The sequence below is a fragment of the Colwellia sp. RE-S-Sl-9 genome, from assembly GCF_048296855.1.
In the GTDB taxonomy this organism is placed as follows: domain Bacteria; phylum Pseudomonadota; class Gammaproteobacteria; order Enterobacterales; family Alteromonadaceae; genus Pseudocolwellia.
This window is the reverse complement of record NZ_CP182631.1, coordinates 1172298-1190107: the sequence shown is the minus strand read 5'-3', so window position 1 is coordinate 1190107 and position 17810 is coordinate 1172298. Positions and strand designations below refer to the sequence as shown.

The following is a 17810-nucleotide window of genomic DNA, read 5'->3' as shown; positions in this document are numbered from 1 at the left end:
TTTCATGTTTGACCTGTTTAACTGTTACGGTAGCTTGAGTCACCTTGTTTTAAATAATTTATAGATTAACAAAATTTATAAAAATAAAATCATTTTGTTAAGCGTTGATCTAACCTGTTTAAGGTGATTTTTATCCAGATGATATTTAGTTTGTGAATAGTAAATATCAAAGCTATAAATATAAAAAGAGCTAAAACTCTAATTTTTTTACTATGAAAAAAGCAAATATGAATAATTATCCTTAAATTTAAGACATAAAAAAGGCAGCTAATGCTGCCTTTTTAAATCGAAAAATGATTTATTTACCTTTTAATGGAACAAATTCTCTATCGATTTCGCCTGTATATAATTGACGAGGACGACCAATTTTTTGTCCCGGTTGAGATAACATTTCTTCCCAATGAGCAATCCAACCAACAGTACGAGACATTGCAAAAATTACAGTGAACATACTTGAAGGAATTCCTAATGCTTTCAATATAATACCTGAGTAAAAATCAACATTTGGGTAAAGCTTTTTCTCAATAAAGTACGGGTCTTCTAAAGCTACTTTTTCTAATGCCATAGCAACATCTAAAAGCGGATCTTGAATACCTAATTCTTGTAATACTTCATGACATGTTTCACGCATTACGGTAGCACGAGGATCAAAGTTTTTGTAAACACGATGTCCAAAGCCCATTAAGCGGAACGGATCTGATTTATCTTTAGCTTTAGCAACAAACTCATCTACGCGTGATACATCGCCGATTTTTTCAAGCATAGTTAAACAGGCTTCGTTTGCGCCACCATGTGCAGGACCCCATAAAGAAGCAACACCTGCTGCAATACATGCATAAGGGTTAGCCCCTGAAGAGCCCGCCAAACGTACTGTTGACGTAGAAGCGTTTTGCTCATGGTCAGCATGAAGTGTAAATATACGATCCATCGCTTTAGCAGCAACAGGGTTAACATTGTATTCTTCCGCAGGTACTGAAAACATCATGTGTAAGAAGTTTTCTGCATACGATAATTCGTTACGCGGATATACGAAAGGTTGGCCCATATTATATTTATATGCCATTGCCGCGATAGTTGGCATTTTAGCAATTAAACGGTGTGCACAACGCATGCGTTGCGCAGGATCTGTAATATCTAAATCATCGTGATAGAAAGATGAAAGGGCACCTACAACTCCACAAAGCATAGCCATTGGATGAGCATCAGGTAAGAAGCCATGGAAGAATTGTACTAATTTTTCGTGTACTAATGTGTGGTTAGTAATTACGTTTACGAAATCATCGTATTCGCTTTTAGAAGGTGCTACACCGTTTAGCAATATATAACAAACTTCAAGGTAATCAGCATCTTTAGCAAGATTAGCAATAGGATAACCACGGTGTTGTAATACGCCTTTACCGCCATCGATAAAAGTAATTGATGATTCACAAGAGGCGGTGGCTAAAAAGCCAGGATCGTAGGTAAAATAACCACTAGCGCCCAACGTTCGGATGTCTATTACGTCGTTTCCTGCACTACCTTTAAGGATCGGTAGTTCAGCAACTTCTTTGCCGTTAATACTTAGAGAGGCCTTTGATTCAGCCATATGTTCATCCCCTATTAAATTCGTTATCTGAAAAAACTAAGATTTAGTCAGTTTTGGTGAATATAAAACTGACCGTATTCTACTTCATAACACCCCTAGTAAGTCAATTCAATTGTGAATAGGTAAAATTGATGTTGGTCATATAATGCTCAAAAAATTAAATATGCTTAAAATTTAGTCACAAGCCTTTAAAATAGCAATAAAATGCTAAATTAAGAAAATTGTAATTCATTATTATCGTCTATATAATCAATCAGCTCTTAATTAATGTTCGGTAATTACAGGCTTTTTAGCTAAATTATAAAACATTAACTAAGATCGACGGGGGGTCATGTTATAACAATGATTAACGTGGCAAAGAAAACAAGTTGAAAGCTCTAAGAGCTCCTTAGGCAACAATCGTGAAAAAACAACGTCCTGTAAACCTAGATCTAACTACAATTAAAATGCATCCTGCTGCAAATGCTTCCATACTACACCGTATATCTGGTGTCATTATGGTTTTTGCTATTGGCATATTATTGTGGACACTTTCTCTATCATTATCTTCTGCTGAAGATTTTTCTCAACTTCAAGCTCTACTTGATGGTTTTATCTTCAAGTTTATCCTTTTAGGTATTCTATCTGCTTTGATTTATCACCTCCTAGGTGGTATTCGTCATTTGTTAATGGACTTAGGCCATTTTGAAGAATTAGCATCAGGTAATATGACTGCTAAATTAATTATGGTTTTATGGCTTGTATTAACTGTTGTAGTAGGAGTTTGGTTATGGTAAATAATGCAGCAACAGTAGGCCGTAGCGGCGTACACGATTTTATATTATTAAGAGCAAGCGCAATTATTCTTGCTTTATATACATTCTTTTTAGCTGGTTTCTTTCTTATTACCCCAGAAGTAACGTTTAACGTTTGGCATGATTTATTTTCATGTATGAGCGTGAAAATATTTACGTTATTAGCAATTATTGCATTAGTCGTTCACGCTTGGATTGGTGTATGGCAGGTTTTATCTGACTACGTTAAACCCGCTTTTCTTCGTGGATCATTACAATTTGTTTTTTCAATCACGTTGCTTGTTTATCTTGCTGCGGGATTCATCATAGTATGGGGTGTATAAATGAGCGTTCCAGTTCGTGAATTTGACGCCATAGTAATTGGCGCAGGCGGTGCGGGTATGCGCGCTGCATTAGCAATCACAGAGTCAGGTAAATCTTGTGCTCTTATCTCTAAAGTTTTTCCTACTCGTTCTCATACGGTTTCAGCGCAAGGTGGTATTACTGTTGCGTTAGGTAACGCGCATGAAGATCATTGGGAACAACACATGTACGATACGGTTAAAGGTTCTGATTATATTGGTGACCAAGACGCAATTGAATACATGTGTAAAACTGGTCCAGAATCAATTATCGAATTAGAGAAAATGGGTTTACCTTTTTCTCGTACGGAAGAAGGTAAAATTTACCAACGTCCATTCGGTGGTCAATCTAAAAACTTTGGTGGAGAACAAGCAGCTCGCACAGCAGCAGCAGCAGACCGTACTGGCCATGCTTTACTTCATTGTTTGTATCAACAAAATGTTAAAAACAAAACCAACGTATACTCAGAATGGTATGCACTAGATCTTGTTAAAAATGCTGATGGTGCAGTTGTAGGTGCAACGGCTATATGTATTGAAACAGGTGAAGTGGTTTACTTTAAAGCTCGTGCTACTGTTCTAGCAACAGGTGGTGCGGGTCGTATCTTTGCTTCAACAACTAATGCTCACATCAATACAGGTGACGGTGTTGGTATGTCGCTTCGTGCTGGCGTACAAATGCAAGATATGGAAATGTGGCAGTTCCATCCTACAGGTATAGCCGGTGCCGGTGTACTAGTTACTGAAGGTTGTCGTGGTGAAGGTGGTTACCTTCTGAATAAAGATGGTGAACGTTTCATGGAACGCTATGCACCTAACGCGAAAGATCTTGCAGGCCGTGATGTTGTTGCTCGTTCAATGATGACTGAAATTCGTGAAGGTCGTGGTTGTGACGGTCCTTGGGGTCCACATATTAAGTTAAAACTAGATCACTTAGGTCGTGAAACATTAAACCAACGTTTACCTGGTGTTTGTGATTTATCTAAAACATTCGCTCATGTTGACCCTGCTGAAGAACCAATTCCAGTTATACCTACATGTCATTACCAAATGGGTGGTGTACCATGTAACGTTAATGGTCAAGCATTAAACATTGCTGCTGATGGCACTGAAACCTTAGTTGAAGGTTTATTTGCTGTTGGTGAAATTGCTTGTGTATCAGTTCATGGAGCTAACCGTTTAGGCGGTAATTCATTACTTGATTTAGTTGTGTTTGGTCGTGCTGCGGGTAATTACTTAGGTAAGTACTTAGCTGAATCTGAAAAATTAAATGATGCTTCAGAATCTGATTTAGAAGCTTCTCTTGCTCGTACTAATCGTTGGGAATCATCTACAAGTGGTGAAGATCCAGTTCAAATTCGTAAAGACCTACAGCAATGTATGCAACTTAACTTCTCGGTATTCCGCGAAGGTGAAGCTATGGCTGAAGGTATGAAGGAATTAACTGAAATCCGTGAACGTTTACAAAATGCTCATTTAAGTGATAAATCTTCAGACTTTAATACACAACGTATTGAATGTTTAGAGCTTGATAACTTAATGGAAACAGCATTCTGTAGCGCTAAAGCAGCTAACTTCAGAACTGAATCTCGTGGTGCTCATGCTCGTCAAGATTTCACAGAACGTGATGATGAAAACTGGTTATGTCATTCAATTTACTCTCCTAACACAGAAGATATGACAAAACGTTCAGTTAATATGAGTCCAGTTCACCGTGAAGCTTTCCCACCTAAAGCTCGTGTTTACTAAGGAATATTTTGATGAAACAGATATTTTCAATTTACCGTTATAACCCTGATGTAGACAATGCACCATATATGAAGGACTACGAGTTAGAAATTCCTGATGGTTCAGATATGATGGTACTAGACGCTTTAATTTTACTTAAAGAGCAAGATCCAAGTTTATCATTCCGTCGCTCATGCCGTGAAGGTGTTTGTGGTAGTGATGGTTTAAATATGAATGGTAAAAATGGCCTAGCTTGTATCACGCCGTTATCAGATATACCAGCAAATAAAATAGTGCTAAGACCTTTACCTGGTTTACCTGTAGTACGTGATTTAATTATTGATATGACTCAATTTTATAATCAGTATGAAAAAGTTAAGCCATATTTAATCAATGATGGTAAAGAAGTTCCAGCAAGAGAACATCTACAATCTATCGAAGAGCGTGAACATTTAGATGGGCTATACGAATGTATTTTATGTGCGTGTTGTTCAACTTCTTGTCCGTCATTTTGGTGGAACCCTGATAAGTTCATCGGTCCAGCGGGTTTGTTACATGCTTATCGATTTTTAATTGATAGCCGTGATACAGCGACCGAAGAACGTTTAGATGGTTTACAAGATGCATACAGTGTATTTCGTTGTCACGGGATCATGAACTGTGTTGATGTATGTCCAAAAGGTTTAAACCCAACGAAAGCGATAGGGCATATAAAGTCTATGTTGCTTTCGCGAGCGGTTTAATTCATTTATAAATTTCATTTATTTATAAATGTAATTCATTTCCTAAATGGCAGGGTATTATTGTAATATTCTGCTATTGTAAATGAAAAGTTTACGATTGGTGTAACGGCTTAACATTTGTTATTTCGTTTAAAAGCACAAAGGGATAAATAAAATCAACTTTATTTTATTTATCCCATCGCGTTGATAAGCGTATTGAAAGTTAAAAAGTTACGATGTGTTTTATTGCTTTTATCCCAGTAAAGGAACAGGCAATGCCCGAAGGTGCAATGAAGGCTTGGATAGAGTCTTCCCATTTAAGTGGCGCTAACGCCGCTTATATTGAAGAATTATACGAATCTTATCTGGATAACTCACAATCTGTCTCTGCAGAATGGCGAGAAATTTTCCAACAACTTCCGAAAGTTGAAGGTTCAGATGTTGAATACAGACATTCTGAAATTCGCGACGAATTTAAAGCTTTAGCTAAACAGCCCAGTAAAACGGTAGTTGTTTCAAGTGGTGGTGACGCCAAACAAGTTAAAGTTTTACAACTGATCAATGCGTTCCGTTTTCGTGGCCATCAAAATGCAAACCTCGATCCATTAGGTTTATGGCAGCGTGATAAAGTGCGAGATTTACAATTATCTCACCATGACTTATCAGAAAACGACTTTGACAAAGATTACAATGTTGGATCATTTGCGATTGGTCAAGATTCAATGAAGCTAGGCGACTTATATAAAGCCCTTAAAACTACGTATTGTGGTTCTATTGGTGCTGAATATATGCATATCACTTCAACAGACGAAAAACGTTGGTTACAAAATCGTTTAGAGTCAGTTCAATCTAAACCTGTATTAACGGTTGCTGAAAAAGAAGAAATTCTTAAAGGTTTGATTGCTGCAGATGGCCTAGAAAAATACTTAGGAGCTAAATTTCCAGGTGCAAAACGCTTCTCGTTAGAGGGGGGAGATGCACTAGTTCCTATGCTTAAAGAACTTATTACTCGTGCAGGTACTGCAGGTGCTAAAGAAGTTGTTATAGGTATGGCGCACAGAGGGCGCTTAAACGTTCTTGTGAATGTTATGGGTAAAAATCCGTCTAAATTATTTGATGAGTTTGGCGGCAAGCATGATGAAATATTATCTTCTGGTGATGTTAAATATCATCAAGGTTATTCATCTGACTTTGTTACCCCATCAGGTAATGTTCATTTGGCATTAGCATTTAACCCATCTCATCTTGAAATTGTTAATCCTGTAGTTATTGGTTCTGTACGCGCTCGTTTAGATCGCCGTAACTGTAGCCAAGGTGATTTAGTATTACCTATTACTATTCATGGTGACTCTGCTATTGCTGGTCAAGGGGTTGTACAAGAAACCTTTAATATGTCGCAGGCGCGCGCATTTAAAGTGGGCGGTACAATACGTATTGTTGTTAATAACCAAGTAGGTTTTACAACGTCGAACCCACAAGATACACGTAGCGGTGAATACTGTACGGAAATTGCTAAAATGGTTTCAGCGCCAATTTTACATGTGAATGGTGATGATCCAGAAGCTGTAATTTTAGCAACGCAAATTGCATTAGATTACCGTAACGAATTTAAACGTGATGTAGTAATCGACTTAGTTTGTTACCGTCGTCACGGACACAACGAAGCTGATGAGCCTAGTGCAACTCAACCGTTGATGTATAAAAAAGTCAAAAAACATCCTACTCCGCGTCAATTATACGCAGACAAACTTGCCGCTGAAGCTACTGTTTCAAAAGCAAAGTCTGACGAAATGACAGCCTACTACCGTAAACTACTAGATGAAGGTCAGTGTACCGTAGAACAATGGCGTCCAATGACAGCACATTCTGTAGATTGGACTCCATATTTAGGTCATGAATGGGATGATGATTACGAAAAAGAGATTTCTCTTAGTAAGTTAAAAGAACTTGCGGTTAAAATTTCAACATTTCCAGCAGAACATAAAGTGCATGGTCGTGTTCAGAAAATTTATGATGACCGCGTTAAAATGGCTTCAGGTGAAAAATTACTTGATTGGGGTATGGCTGAAAACTTAGCGTATGCTTCTATTGTTGATTCTGGTCAGCGTGTTCGTTTGACTGGGCAAGATTCAGGACGGGGTACATTCTTTCATCGTCATGCCGTATTACACAATCAAGCAGATCAAAGTCAATATTTACCGTTACAAAACATACGTGAAGGACAAGGTCCTTTTGATGTTCATGACTCGGTATTATCTGAAGTATCAGTATTAGCTTTTGAATATGGTTATACAACGGCTGAACCTGCAGGCTTAACTATTTGGGAAGCACAATTTGGTGATTTTGCTAACTGTGCACAAGTAGTGTTTGACCAATTTATAAGTTCAGGTGAGCAAAAGTGGGGGCGCTTATGTGGTCTTACTATGTTGCTTCCTCATGGTTATGAAGGTCAAGGTCCAGAGCATTCATCTGCTCGATTAGAGCGCTTCTTACAATTGTGTGCTGATCATAATATGCAAGTTTGTGTACCATCTACACCTGCTCAAGTATTTAACATGCTTCGTCGTCAAGTTGTTCGTCCTATGCGTCGTCCACTTATTGTTATGTCACCAAAATCACTATTACGTCACCCATTAGCGGTTTCTTCATTAGAAGAGCTTTCTACAGGTGTATTTCATAACGTAATCGGTGAAGTTGATGAAATAGAACCGAAAGATGTTGAAAGAGTCGTATTTTGTAGTGGTAAAGTTTATTACGAATTATTAGAACTACGTCGTAAAAACGAACAAACTAATGTTGCTATTGTGCGTGTAGAGCAGCTTTATCCTTTCCCTGAGAAAGATCTTAAAGCTGAAATTGCAAAATATGAAAATGCTAAAGACTTTGTTTGGTGTCAAGAAGAGCCACAAAACCAAGGTGCTTGGTATTGTTCACAGCATCATTTTAGAGCAGTAATACCTCAAGGTACTAATTTGATATATGCCGGCCGTAAGGCTTCAGCAGCACCTGCTGTAGGTTATATGTCAGTTCATGTTAAAGAGCAACAAGCGCTAGTCCATGACGCGCTAAATGTTGAATAGACTAGTTTTTGTTAAGGAATAAAATAAATGACAACCGAAATTAAGGTTCCCGTTTTACCTGAATCAGTTGCAGATGCAACAGTAGCTACTTGGCATGTACAAGTAGGTGATAAAGTTACACGCGATCAAGTGTTAGTAGACATCGAAACAGATAAAGTTGTACTTGAAGTACAAGCCTTATCTGATGGTGTAATAACATCAATATCAGAAGCTGAAGGCTCAACTGTACTAGGCTCACAAGTTATTGGTATTTTGTCTGAAGGTGCAGCATCTGATAGTGCTCCAGCTCCAGCAGCAAGTGCATCTTCAGCTCCAGCAAGCGACACAGTTAACGTAATTGATATTGTTGTACCTGTATTGCCTGAGTCCGTAGCAGATGCAACAGTAGCTGGTTGGCATGTTGCTGAAGGTGATACCGTAACTATGGATCAAAACTTAGTTGATATCGAAACAGATAAAGTGGTATTAGAAGTTGTAGCTCAAGACAATGGCGTAATTGGTAAAATTATCCACGCTGAAGGCGACACAGTATTAGGAAACCAAAAAATTGGTGAACTTAATGCCGGCGCAAAAGCAATCGTAACTGAATCTAAAGAAGAAGCGATCAGCAATGATGAATTAGCAAGTCCATCAGTACGTCGTTTAATGACTGAAAAAGGTCTTACAGCAGCAGATGTAGTGGGTTCTGGTAAAGGCGGACGTATTTCTAAAGAAGACGTTGAAGCAGCAGCTAACAAACCAGCCGCCGCTCCAGTAGCTCCTAAAGCAGCAGCTCCGGTAGCACAAGACTTAGGTGAACGTACTCAAAAACGTGTACCTATGACTCGTCTACGTAAAACTATTGCAACTCGTTTACTTGAAGCTAAAAACTCAACGGCAATGTTAACTACGTTTAACGAAGTTAACATGAAGCCAATTATGGATTTACGTAAACAATATAAAGACTTATTTGAAAAAGCCCATGACACGCGTTTAGGCTTTATGTCTTTCTACGTAAAAGCAGTAAATGAAGCATTAAAACGTTACCCAGCAGTTAATGCATCAATTGACGGTGATGATATTGTTTATCACAACTATTTTGATATAAGTATTGCTGTATCTACTCCTCGTGGTTTAGTAACTCCTGTATTACGCGATGCCGATCAACTAAGCATGGCGGGTATCGAAAATGGTATTCGTGACTTAGCGATTAAAGGTCGTGACGGCAAGTTAACCATGGCTGAAATGCAAGGCGGTAACTTTACTATCACTAACGGTGGTGTATTTGGTTCTCTTATTTCAACGCCTATCTTAAATTTACCGCAAGCGGCAATTTTAGGTATGCACAAAATCCAAGATCGCCCAATGGCTGTTGACGGTAAAGTTGAAATATTACCAATGATGTACTTAGCACTATCGTACGATCATCGTTTAATTGACGGTAAAGAATCTGTTGGATTCTTAGTAACTATTAAAGAGTTGCTAGAAGATCCTGCAAGACTTCTTTTAGACGTTTAATAACAAAGTTTTGTATAAAAATGTACGTTTATAATAAACATTTATAACCAGTATTTATATCGATTATAATTCTTACGAATAGCTCTTTAGACTACCGTCTATAGAGCTTTTGTACTATAATCTGACCGGATTTTTACTGACAGCGGTGCATATTTTTTATGAGGGAAAATATGGAACGGTTGTCATCATTTACAGATAAATGGATAAAACACCATGAATTTGCATGAGTATCAAGCGAAACAATTATTCGCTGAATATGGTTTACCAGTTTCTGAAGGTTTCGCTTGCGATACCGCTCAAGAAGCTGCCGAAGCTGCTGATAAAATTGGCGGCGATATGTGGGTTGTTAAAACTCAAGTTCACGCTGGTGGACGTGGTAAAGCTGGCGGTGTAAAGCTAGTTAAATCTAAGCAAGAAATTAAAGACTTTGCTCAAAACTGGTTAGGTAAAAACTTAGTTACATACCAAACAGATGAGAAAGGCCAACCGGTAGCAAAAATTTTAGTAGAAAGCTGTACTGATATTGCTAACGAATTATACCTAGGTGCTGTTGTTGACCGTGCAAGTCGTAAAGTTGTATTCATGGCTTCTACTGAAGGTGGTGTTGACATTGAAAAGATTGCTGAAGAAACGCCTGAGTTAATTCACCAAGCTGAAATTGATCCACTTGTAGGTGCTCAACCGTACCAAGCACGTGAATTAGGTTTTAAATTAGGTTTAAATCCTACACAAATGAAGCAATTTGTTAAGATCTTTTTAGGTCTTGCTAAAATGTTTGAAGATTTTGATTTCGCATTATTAGAAATCAACCCGTTAGTAATTACTGACGAAGGTAACCTTCACTGTTTAGATGGTAAAATTGGTATTGATGGTAACGCTTTATACCGTCAACCTAAAATGCGTGACTTCCACGATCCATCTCAAGAAGATGAGCGTGAAGCACATGCAGCTAAATTCGAATTAAACTACGTAGCATTAGATGGTAACGTAGGTTGTATGGTTAACGGTGCCGGCCTAGCAATGGGTACAATGGATATCGTTAATTTACACGGTGGCAAGCCAGCTAACTTCCTAGATGTTGGTGGCGGGGCGACTAAAGAACGTGTTTCTGAAGCATTCAAAATCATCCTTTCTGACGATAACGTTAAAGCTGTTTTAGTTAACATCTTTGGTGGTATTGTTCGTTGTGACATGATCGCTGAAGGTATTATTGGTGCAGTTAAAGAAGTAGGCGTTAAAGTACCAGTAGTTGTACGTTTAGAAGGTACTAATGCTGAATTAGGTCGTGAAGTTCTTAAAAATTCTGGCTTAGATATCATTGCTGCTGAGTCATTAACTGATGCAGCGACTAAAGTTGTAGCAGCTGCGGAGGGCAAATAATGTCTGTCTTAATTAACAAAGATACTAAAGTAATCTGTCAAGGTTTCACTGGTGGTCAAGGTACATTCCATTCAGAACAAGCACTTGAATACGGTACACAAATGGTTGGTGGCGTAAGCCCAGGTAAAGGCGGTCAAACGCATTTAGGCCTTCCAGTATTTAACACAGTACGTGATGCAGTAGAAGCAACTGGCGCAACAGCTACAGTTATCTATGTTCCTGCTCCTTTCTGTAAAGATGCAATTTTAGAAGCTATTGATGCTGGCATCGAGCTTATTGTTACTATCACTGAAGGTATTCCAACTTTAGATATGGTTGACGTTAAAGCTAAGCTTGATCAATCTGGCGTTCGCATGATTGGACCTAACTGTCCAGGTGTTATCACTCCAGGCGAAACTAAAATTGGTATTATGCCTGGTCATATCCACAAGCCAGGTAAAGTAGGTATTGTATCTCGTTCAGGTACATTAACTTATGAAGCGGTTAAGCAAACAACTGATGCTGGTTTCGGCCAATCTACTTGTGTAGGTATCGGTGGTGATCCAATTCCAGGTACTAACTTCATCGACGTTTTAGAAATGTTCCAAAACGATCCGCAAACTGAAGCAATCGTAATGATTGGTGAAATTGGTGGAACAGCTGAAGAAGAAGCTGCAGAATACATCAAAGCTAACGTTACTAAACCTGTTGTATCTTACATTGCTGGTGTTACTGCACCAGAAGGTAAGCGTATGGGTCACGCTGGCGCGATTATCGCTGGTGGTAAAGGTACAGCTGATGAGAAATTTGCAGCATTAGAAGCGGCAGGTGTTAAAACTGTTCGTTCTTTAGCTGATATCGGCAGTGCACTTAAAGAGAAAACAGGTTGGTAAGCTAACGCTGCTAATTTGTATTTGTGTTGTACTTTGGTATTCATGCCATAACGACACAATATAGCCTGTATGTAAAAACCCGCTTTATCTAATAGATAAAACGGGTTTTTTTACAGTTATATACTCTCAATAAACTAGACTCGAACTAAACCTCGTTTTCAGGTTTATCTGTTTGCTTAGCCACTTTTTGTAGCTCTATACTTTCTTCAATGATTTCTTCTTTCATTTTTTCTAGCATTTCCATTGTCTTTTCTTTTTCTTCTGGGCTCATATCTTCGTTGTTTGCTATTTCTTCTATCATAGCGTTTATTTCTTCAAGCTTTTTGCGATCAACGCCTGTACGTTGATCTAATATTTTTTGCATAACTTCAGAAAAGTTCGTGCTTTTTTCTTGCTCTTCAGCATCTCCTGACTCAGTTTTACTCTGTGCTAATAACGAGCTTGCTGTTTCAGGTTTTATATAGGTAGGAGCGGCTTCTTCAGTATTAGTATTATCGCCATTCATTAATGCTAAAGCTTGTTTTGATAAGGTCACCGTGTCTTGTTGGCCTTTTATCGCTTCTACTGGCTGTACACTTTTACCAAAATCAACATTACTCGCGCCATTTGCACGAGCCTTTTCTACTATGCTGGCATAATCTATATTGGTAATCATCATAATAAGTGTCCTTAAATTTTTTAATTCTTTATTTACATGATGATTATTTAGCAGAGTATGTGCCAATGTTTGTATCTGTGATAAGCCTTTTAAATTAGATGCTTGGAGATAGTTTTGTAGTTGGTGTTAGGGCAAGTTTAGGTACAAATTGTTTGCTTAAGGGGGGATGGGCAGGTTGATGCGGCAAAGATTTGCCTTATAGCTAATCATATTTAAATAGCGACAATTATGAATGTCGCTAGTAATCTAGAGAAGCCTTGAAATTGTTCGTTCTTTTGCAGATATCGGTAAAACACTTAAAGAGAAAACAGCTTGGTAATTAGCTTTTGATTGCAAACAGTCGTTCTTAATAAAAACTTGTCTATCTAATAGATAAGGCGGTTTTTGTTATTTTATACATTAATAATGAGTTATATTAGATTATTATTGAATAATTTTTACGAGTTAATATGCAGTCTACAACACAAAAGCAAAAGGATATTGAAATTAGTCAACTCGAGGAGCATAGCTACATTGAGTTCAGTAATAGTATAAAAAATTTAACTTTAGAGTTAAATTTATTGAAAAATAATGATATTTCAAATCAAAAGTTACTAAAACAGTATATTGCTCAAAAAACAGATAATTTGCTACTTCCCACCGAATACACAATACCGTTACATTTATATCTTACTATTTTTGCTGCTGTTTTGAGTACAGCGGTAATAACCTGGATTGCTAATTGTTTTCAATCGAGAAGACACGCAAAACTTATTATAAATGAAACAAAAAAGGTCAAATACCTTGCAGCAAAAGAAGCACAACGGCAAAAAACTGATATAGAACATGAAAAACAATTAAAAAATCACGAAGTTTTACGTGACGTAAAAAAAACTGTTTATATAAGTATTTGTAAGCTAATGAATCTCTACTTTGAACAATATCAAATAGTTAAAATTTGCGAGATTGAAAATAAAGATAAGTTAAAAGAAATGAATGAAAGTATTAAAAATAAAATGGCCAATATGCAGCCAGAAATAGAATTTTATATTAAAAATTATTTTTCCGATGAAATATTTAATATATTTATTGAATTGAAAAGTAACATTTATGTTTTTTTTTAAGGTATGTAATTCAATAACTATGGCTGATACTAACGAGTCCCTTGATGGATTAATTAATCAGTTAGATCCTCTTAAAAATAAAGTAATATCAAACTCTAGATATCTTTTAAATAATATAATTAAAACTGATGAAATATTTAAGCATTAGTTTTGGCTTAAATCTGAATATTTTATTGTCGCAGTGTGACGGCGCCCAAAAAAGGAAGGGACGACGCGTTAAAATACATTCCCCCTCTGGACTCCATGGCGCTGCTGAAAAATGTATTTCTTCCTGAGAATGAATATATCTAGTTAATGTACAGAACGCACTGCGTTCTTTGCCATCCATGGCATCGCATGTTACCGTTCATCCTGAATATAATCCATGTCACTTAACTTTACTGGCGTACTGCCAGTAATAGCTGATATTTATTTCTCACTCAGACATTTTTAAAGCACTTATAGCCAGTTGTATATTTCTCATCTTAGTTTTCTCTTTTATTCAATTTCTATTATTTAAGCTTACCGCCAGAGCTAATTTACTCATTTCTTTGTGTGACTTTTATTTATCAGATGACCTAAAACTTTAATGTTTTCTGATTAGTTCAGCGTGCACCTATTCCTATCTCAGCGTTGAAATTATAATTTTTAATAGCTGTTATTCGATTACAGCCATAGATGGCTGTAACTGACGTCGCGCAGTGACGAGCATTCGACAGGAATCGATAACTGCAAAATTATCATTTCAGTTGTCGCTGAGTTAGGGCTCCGTGGGGTTCCAAGGGGAGGCCGGAGGCAGACTCCCTTTGGGTGTCGTCGCCACCGCGACAATAGGCTATTAGGTAAAGTAACCTTGGGTTTAGAGTGTTTATTAAATGATTGAGCGCGTATCTACTATAATTAGTTAGGATTTAGTCAAACATATTTGAATAGATGTTTGACTAAATGAAAGATCAAAACCCTTTAAAGAATATTCTTTTCAAATTATATTTATTTAGCATTTTTTGCATCAACTCAACATCCGAAATACGATCATCTAATGCTTCAATTTGTAGTTCATGTTTCACTAATTTATTGTCTTGTGATTTATCTAAGCCACCACTGGCTACAAAGTTTCTAATAAATTCTAACTCACCTTTGTCTAACCAGATACCGCAGTTAATACACGAGTCTATAAGCACGCCAGATATAGATTTGAAATTACGACGAGACATTATTTTTTTACAGTTAGCACAAGGTAGGTAGTTTTCTGATGCGGGCAAACCGGGGCGCTGGTATAACGGGTTGCTGTTGTCGTCTCTATAAACATCAAACTCAGAGGTGAGTACTGAGAATTCATCTGGCTGTAGCCATATTCCTTCGCAGGTATTACATTTATCGAGCTCGTGGTCTCGGTAAATGTATTCATCTAACTTTGTGGTACAGCGAGGGCATGTTTTTAGTGCCGATTTTTGAATCGCTTTCATACTCCCATTACACATAGGGCAATGACGGATTGTTGCTTTAACAATATGTTTGCAAGACGAGCATTGAGATTCAGCCATAAATGTCCTTATTTACCTTTATGATTTTTTAATTGTGTTATGTCATAACATATTTATATTTTTAAACAGTGGTCAAAAATATATTTACTATTGGAAAATAACAAATTGATTGCCTGTATATAACGTTTTATTTCTTAAATATAAATACATAATCTGCAATGCAATTGTCAGATTATTTTACACTTATTATAAAGATTTATATGTATATTCTTTTAATTATTGATTTTTATAAGGTTATTTTTATGGTTTAGTTTTTGCTTTTAAACTTATTGTTACAATAATTTAACGGTAATGTAACGAAAAAAATCAAACACTTTAAAAAAACTCAACACGTAAAATAGGATGGATTCATTATGAACATAGGCTCCCAATTAAAAAAAATAATATGTAGCTCTTTAATGGCATTCGCATTTGTCTTACCAAATGCTAATGCAACTATAATTGATGTAGAGTTATCATTAACTATTGATGTCTCTGGTAGTGTAAGCACTTCAGAATATAATTTACAAATGGATGGTTACGCAGCTGCATTCCGTAATGCGACAGTACAAAATAATATTGCTAATAGCGTAAATGGTATTGCAGTAAATGCTGTGTTTTTCTCTTCAAATTTCTTTAGTACATCTTTAGATACTTTTGTAGTATTAAACACTATAGCTGACGCTAACGCATTTGCGGATGTTCTAGATGCTTTTGTAAGACCTGGTGGTGGCGGTACTTCTATCTACACTGGTGTAAATAGAGCGGTAGACTTAATGATTAATAACGGATTTACAGCAACACGTTCTTTAATTGATGTATCAGGTGACGGAACTAGTTCTGCATCTTTAGATCAAGCTGCTAGAGATAATGCGGTAAGTAACGGTATAACTATTAATGGTTTAGCTATTGGTAGTTCAAGTATATCAAATTACTATACTAATAATGTAATTGGTGGCCCTGGTGCTTTTGTTAATGTTGCAAATACCTTTGGTGATTTTGAAACTGCTGTTATTAATAAACTGCAACGTGAAACAAGTACTTCTGTGTCTGAACCTGCAACTCTAGGTATTATGGCTTTATCATTTTTAGTATTGGCTAGACTTCGTAAAAAAGCGTAGTTGATATAGCATATTATATGTTTAAGAATACTTGCATCAAAAGCAAGTATTCTTAGTTCATTGATCCACTGTAGTTCACATTCAACCTATCTAGTTTTATTCAAAGTACAATGTTATGAAATGTAGCTAATAACTAGCCATCAGCGTTAATTGTTTTAATTAAGTCTGCAAGGCATGCTTCGTTTTCAGCATGTGGAACCTGACATGTACCTGCGGCATTGTGTCCACCACCATTGTATTTAAGCATTAGCTCGCCAACATTGGTTTTTGAACTGCGATCAAAAATAGATTTACCGGTAGCAAATACCGTATTTTGTTTTTTAAGACCCCACATAACATGGATTGAAATATTACATTGCGGAAATAGAGCGTAAATAACAAAACGGTTACCTGAATAAATAACTTCTTCTTCTCTTAAATCTAAAACAACTAAGTTACCGTGCACTGTGGCACAACGCTTAATTTGTTCTTTAAATTTCTCTTCGTGCTCAAAGTATAAGTCTGTGCGTTCTTTAACATCAGGCAGTGCGAGTAATTCGTCAATATTGTGGTCTTTACCAAAGTCGATTAAGTTCATCATAAGTTCGTAGTTTGAAATACGAAAGTCTCTGAAACGACCTAAGCCTGTGCGCGAGTCCATGATGAAGTTAAGTAACTCCCAACGTTTAGCATGTAATACTTCTTCCATGTTAAATTGTGCAGAATCACCTTTATCAACGGCTTCCATCATATCTGTCCAGCTTGTAGGGAAAGCTTCTAAGCCACCGTAGTAATCGTAAACTACACGTGCGGCTGAAGGAGCATCTGGATCGATTATATGATTGTCTTTTTTACCGTTACGAATGGTTTCACTGTGGTGATGATCAAAAGCAATATGTACACCGTCAACATAAGGTAAATTGGTTGAAATATCGTTTGCTCCAACTTCAATTTTACCGTCTTGCATATCTTTGGGATGAACAAAGAGAATATCGTCAACCAAGTTAATATGTTTGAGTAGTATGGCACAAACTAATCCATCGAAATCACTACGGGTTACTAAACGGTATTTTTTATTATCCGACATTAATTATCTCCATTAGATATTTTGTTGTTTGTTATTTAATACGACACATTCTTTATTTAAGCATAATAAAAGTAAATTAATTAGGGGAAATCTCATTTAAGTTTAAATAAATGACTTTTTGTTTAAAGTTTGTTTAATCATTATTGTATTTTGATGTTTAAGCTTACAAAAAATAGTAAATATATACTCGTTACCGCTCAATATACGTATTTCAGCTCTCTTGAGCGATATCAATTCAAGGCACTGTTGATTAAGTGATTCTTCTCAAGGGCTTTTTCGATGGGGCTAAAAACCATTTATGCTTCGTTATTAACTTTAGTCACGTTCCTACATGGGTGTAGACCTTAGATTTTTTTTGGAA

The 17810-nt window shown here is 36.7% G+C and carries 14 protein-coding genes; 10 read left to right on the top strand and 4 right to left on the bottom strand.

What is annotated here, in order from left to right; translation table 11 throughout:
• Positions 1 to 298: 298 nt before the first annotated feature.
• Positions 299 to 1585: a citrate synthase gene (locus ACM9HF_RS05135; RefSeq protein ID WP_473615094.1), complete on the bottom strand. Its 1287-nt coding sequence runs from the start codon at positions 1583 to 1585 to the stop codon at positions 299 to 301.
• 401 nt (positions 1586 to 1986) lie between these two features.
• Between ACM9HF_RS05135 and sdhC the strand changes: the two genes are divergently transcribed.
• The 8 genes from sdhC (at position 1987) to sucD (ending at position 11999) form a co-directional block, all read left to right on the top strand.
• Positions 1987 to 2361, top strand: a complete 375-nt coding sequence (sdhC, locus tag ACM9HF_RS05130; protein ID WP_076419160.1) for a succinate dehydrogenase, cytochrome b556 subunit — start codon at positions 1987 to 1989, stop codon at positions 2359 to 2361.
• Positions 2355 to 2702, top strand: coding sequence for a succinate dehydrogenase, hydrophobic membrane anchor protein (sdhD, locus tag ACM9HF_RS05125; RefSeq protein ID WP_473615088.1), 348 nt, complete (start codon positions 2355 to 2357; stop codon positions 2700 to 2702). Before sdhC ends, sdhD begins: the two co-directional genes overlap by 7 nt.
• Positions 2703 to 4469, top strand: a complete 1767-nt coding sequence (sdhA, locus tag ACM9HF_RS05120) for a succinate dehydrogenase flavoprotein subunit (protein ID WP_473615085.1) — start codon at positions 2703 to 2705, stop codon at positions 4467 to 4469.
• 11 nt (positions 4470 to 4480) lie between these two features.
• The gene (locus ACM9HF_RS05115) at positions 4481 to 5191 is read left to right on the top strand and encodes a succinate dehydrogenase iron-sulfur subunit (RefSeq protein ID WP_473615081.1); all 711 of its coding nucleotides are present in this window, start codon (positions 4481 to 4483) and stop codon (positions 5189 to 5191) included.
• Between the two features lie 254 nt (positions 5192 to 5445).
• Positions 5446 to 8250 (top strand): 2-oxoglutarate dehydrogenase E1 component, encoded by a 2805-nt coding sequence (gene sucA / locus ACM9HF_RS05110; protein ID WP_473615078.1) that lies wholly within the window; start codon positions 5446 to 5448, stop codon positions 8248 to 8250.
• A gap of 27 nt (positions 8251 to 8277) precedes the next feature.
• Positions 8278 to 9747 (top strand): 2-oxoglutarate dehydrogenase complex dihydrolipoyllysine-residue succinyltransferase, encoded by a 1470-nt coding sequence (gene odhB / locus ACM9HF_RS05105; protein ID WP_473615075.1) that lies wholly within the window; start codon positions 8278 to 8280, stop codon positions 9745 to 9747.
• Between the two features lie 213 nt (positions 9748 to 9960).
• Positions 9961 to 11127 (top strand): ADP-forming succinate--CoA ligase subunit beta, encoded by a 1167-nt coding sequence (sucC, locus tag ACM9HF_RS05100; protein WP_473615072.1) that lies wholly within the window; start codon positions 9961 to 9963, stop codon positions 11125 to 11127.
• The gene (gene sucD, locus ACM9HF_RS05095; RefSeq protein WP_473615069.1) at positions 11127 to 11999 is read left to right on the top strand and encodes a succinate--CoA ligase subunit alpha; all 873 of its coding nucleotides are present in this window, start codon (positions 11127 to 11129) and stop codon (positions 11997 to 11999) included. The genes sucC and sucD overlap by 1 nt, the downstream gene beginning before the upstream one ends.
• Positions 12000 to 12144: 145 nt before the next feature.
• Here sucD and ACM9HF_RS05090 read toward each other — a convergent pair whose 3' ends face one another.
• Positions 12145 to 12657 (bottom strand): hypothetical protein, encoded by a 513-nt coding sequence (locus tag ACM9HF_RS05090; protein WP_473615066.1) that lies wholly within the window; start codon positions 12655 to 12657, stop codon positions 12145 to 12147.
• A 449-nt stretch (positions 12658 to 13106) separates the two neighbouring features.
• On the opposite strand from ACM9HF_RS05090, the gene ACM9HF_RS05085 reads away from it, so the two are divergent.
• A complete protein-coding gene (locus tag ACM9HF_RS05085) occupies positions 13107 to 13760 on the top strand; it encodes a hypothetical protein (RefSeq protein WP_473615063.1) in 654 nt (217 codons plus the stop codon).
• Between the two features lie 932 nt (positions 13761 to 14692).
• Here ACM9HF_RS05085 and ACM9HF_RS05080 read toward each other — a convergent pair.
• A complete protein-coding gene (locus ACM9HF_RS05080; protein WP_473615059.1) occupies positions 14693 to 15283 on the bottom strand; it encodes a zf-TFIIB domain-containing protein in 591 nt (196 codons plus the stop codon).
• Positions 15284 to 15636: 353 nt separating this feature from the next.
• Between ACM9HF_RS05080 and ACM9HF_RS05075 the strand changes: the two genes are divergently transcribed.
• Positions 15637 to 16383 (top strand): DUF1194 domain-containing protein, encoded by a 747-nt coding sequence (locus ACM9HF_RS05075; RefSeq protein WP_473615056.1) that lies wholly within the window; start codon positions 15637 to 15639, stop codon positions 16381 to 16383.
• Between the two features lie 133 nt (positions 16384 to 16516).
• Here ACM9HF_RS05075 and ACM9HF_RS05070 read toward each other — a convergent pair whose 3' ends face one another.
• On the bottom strand, positions 16517 to 17449 hold the full coding sequence (locus tag ACM9HF_RS05070) for an exopolyphosphatase (RefSeq protein WP_473615052.1): 933 nt from the start codon (positions 17447 to 17449) through the stop codon (positions 16517 to 16519).
• Positions 17450 to 17810 lie beyond the last annotated feature (361 nt).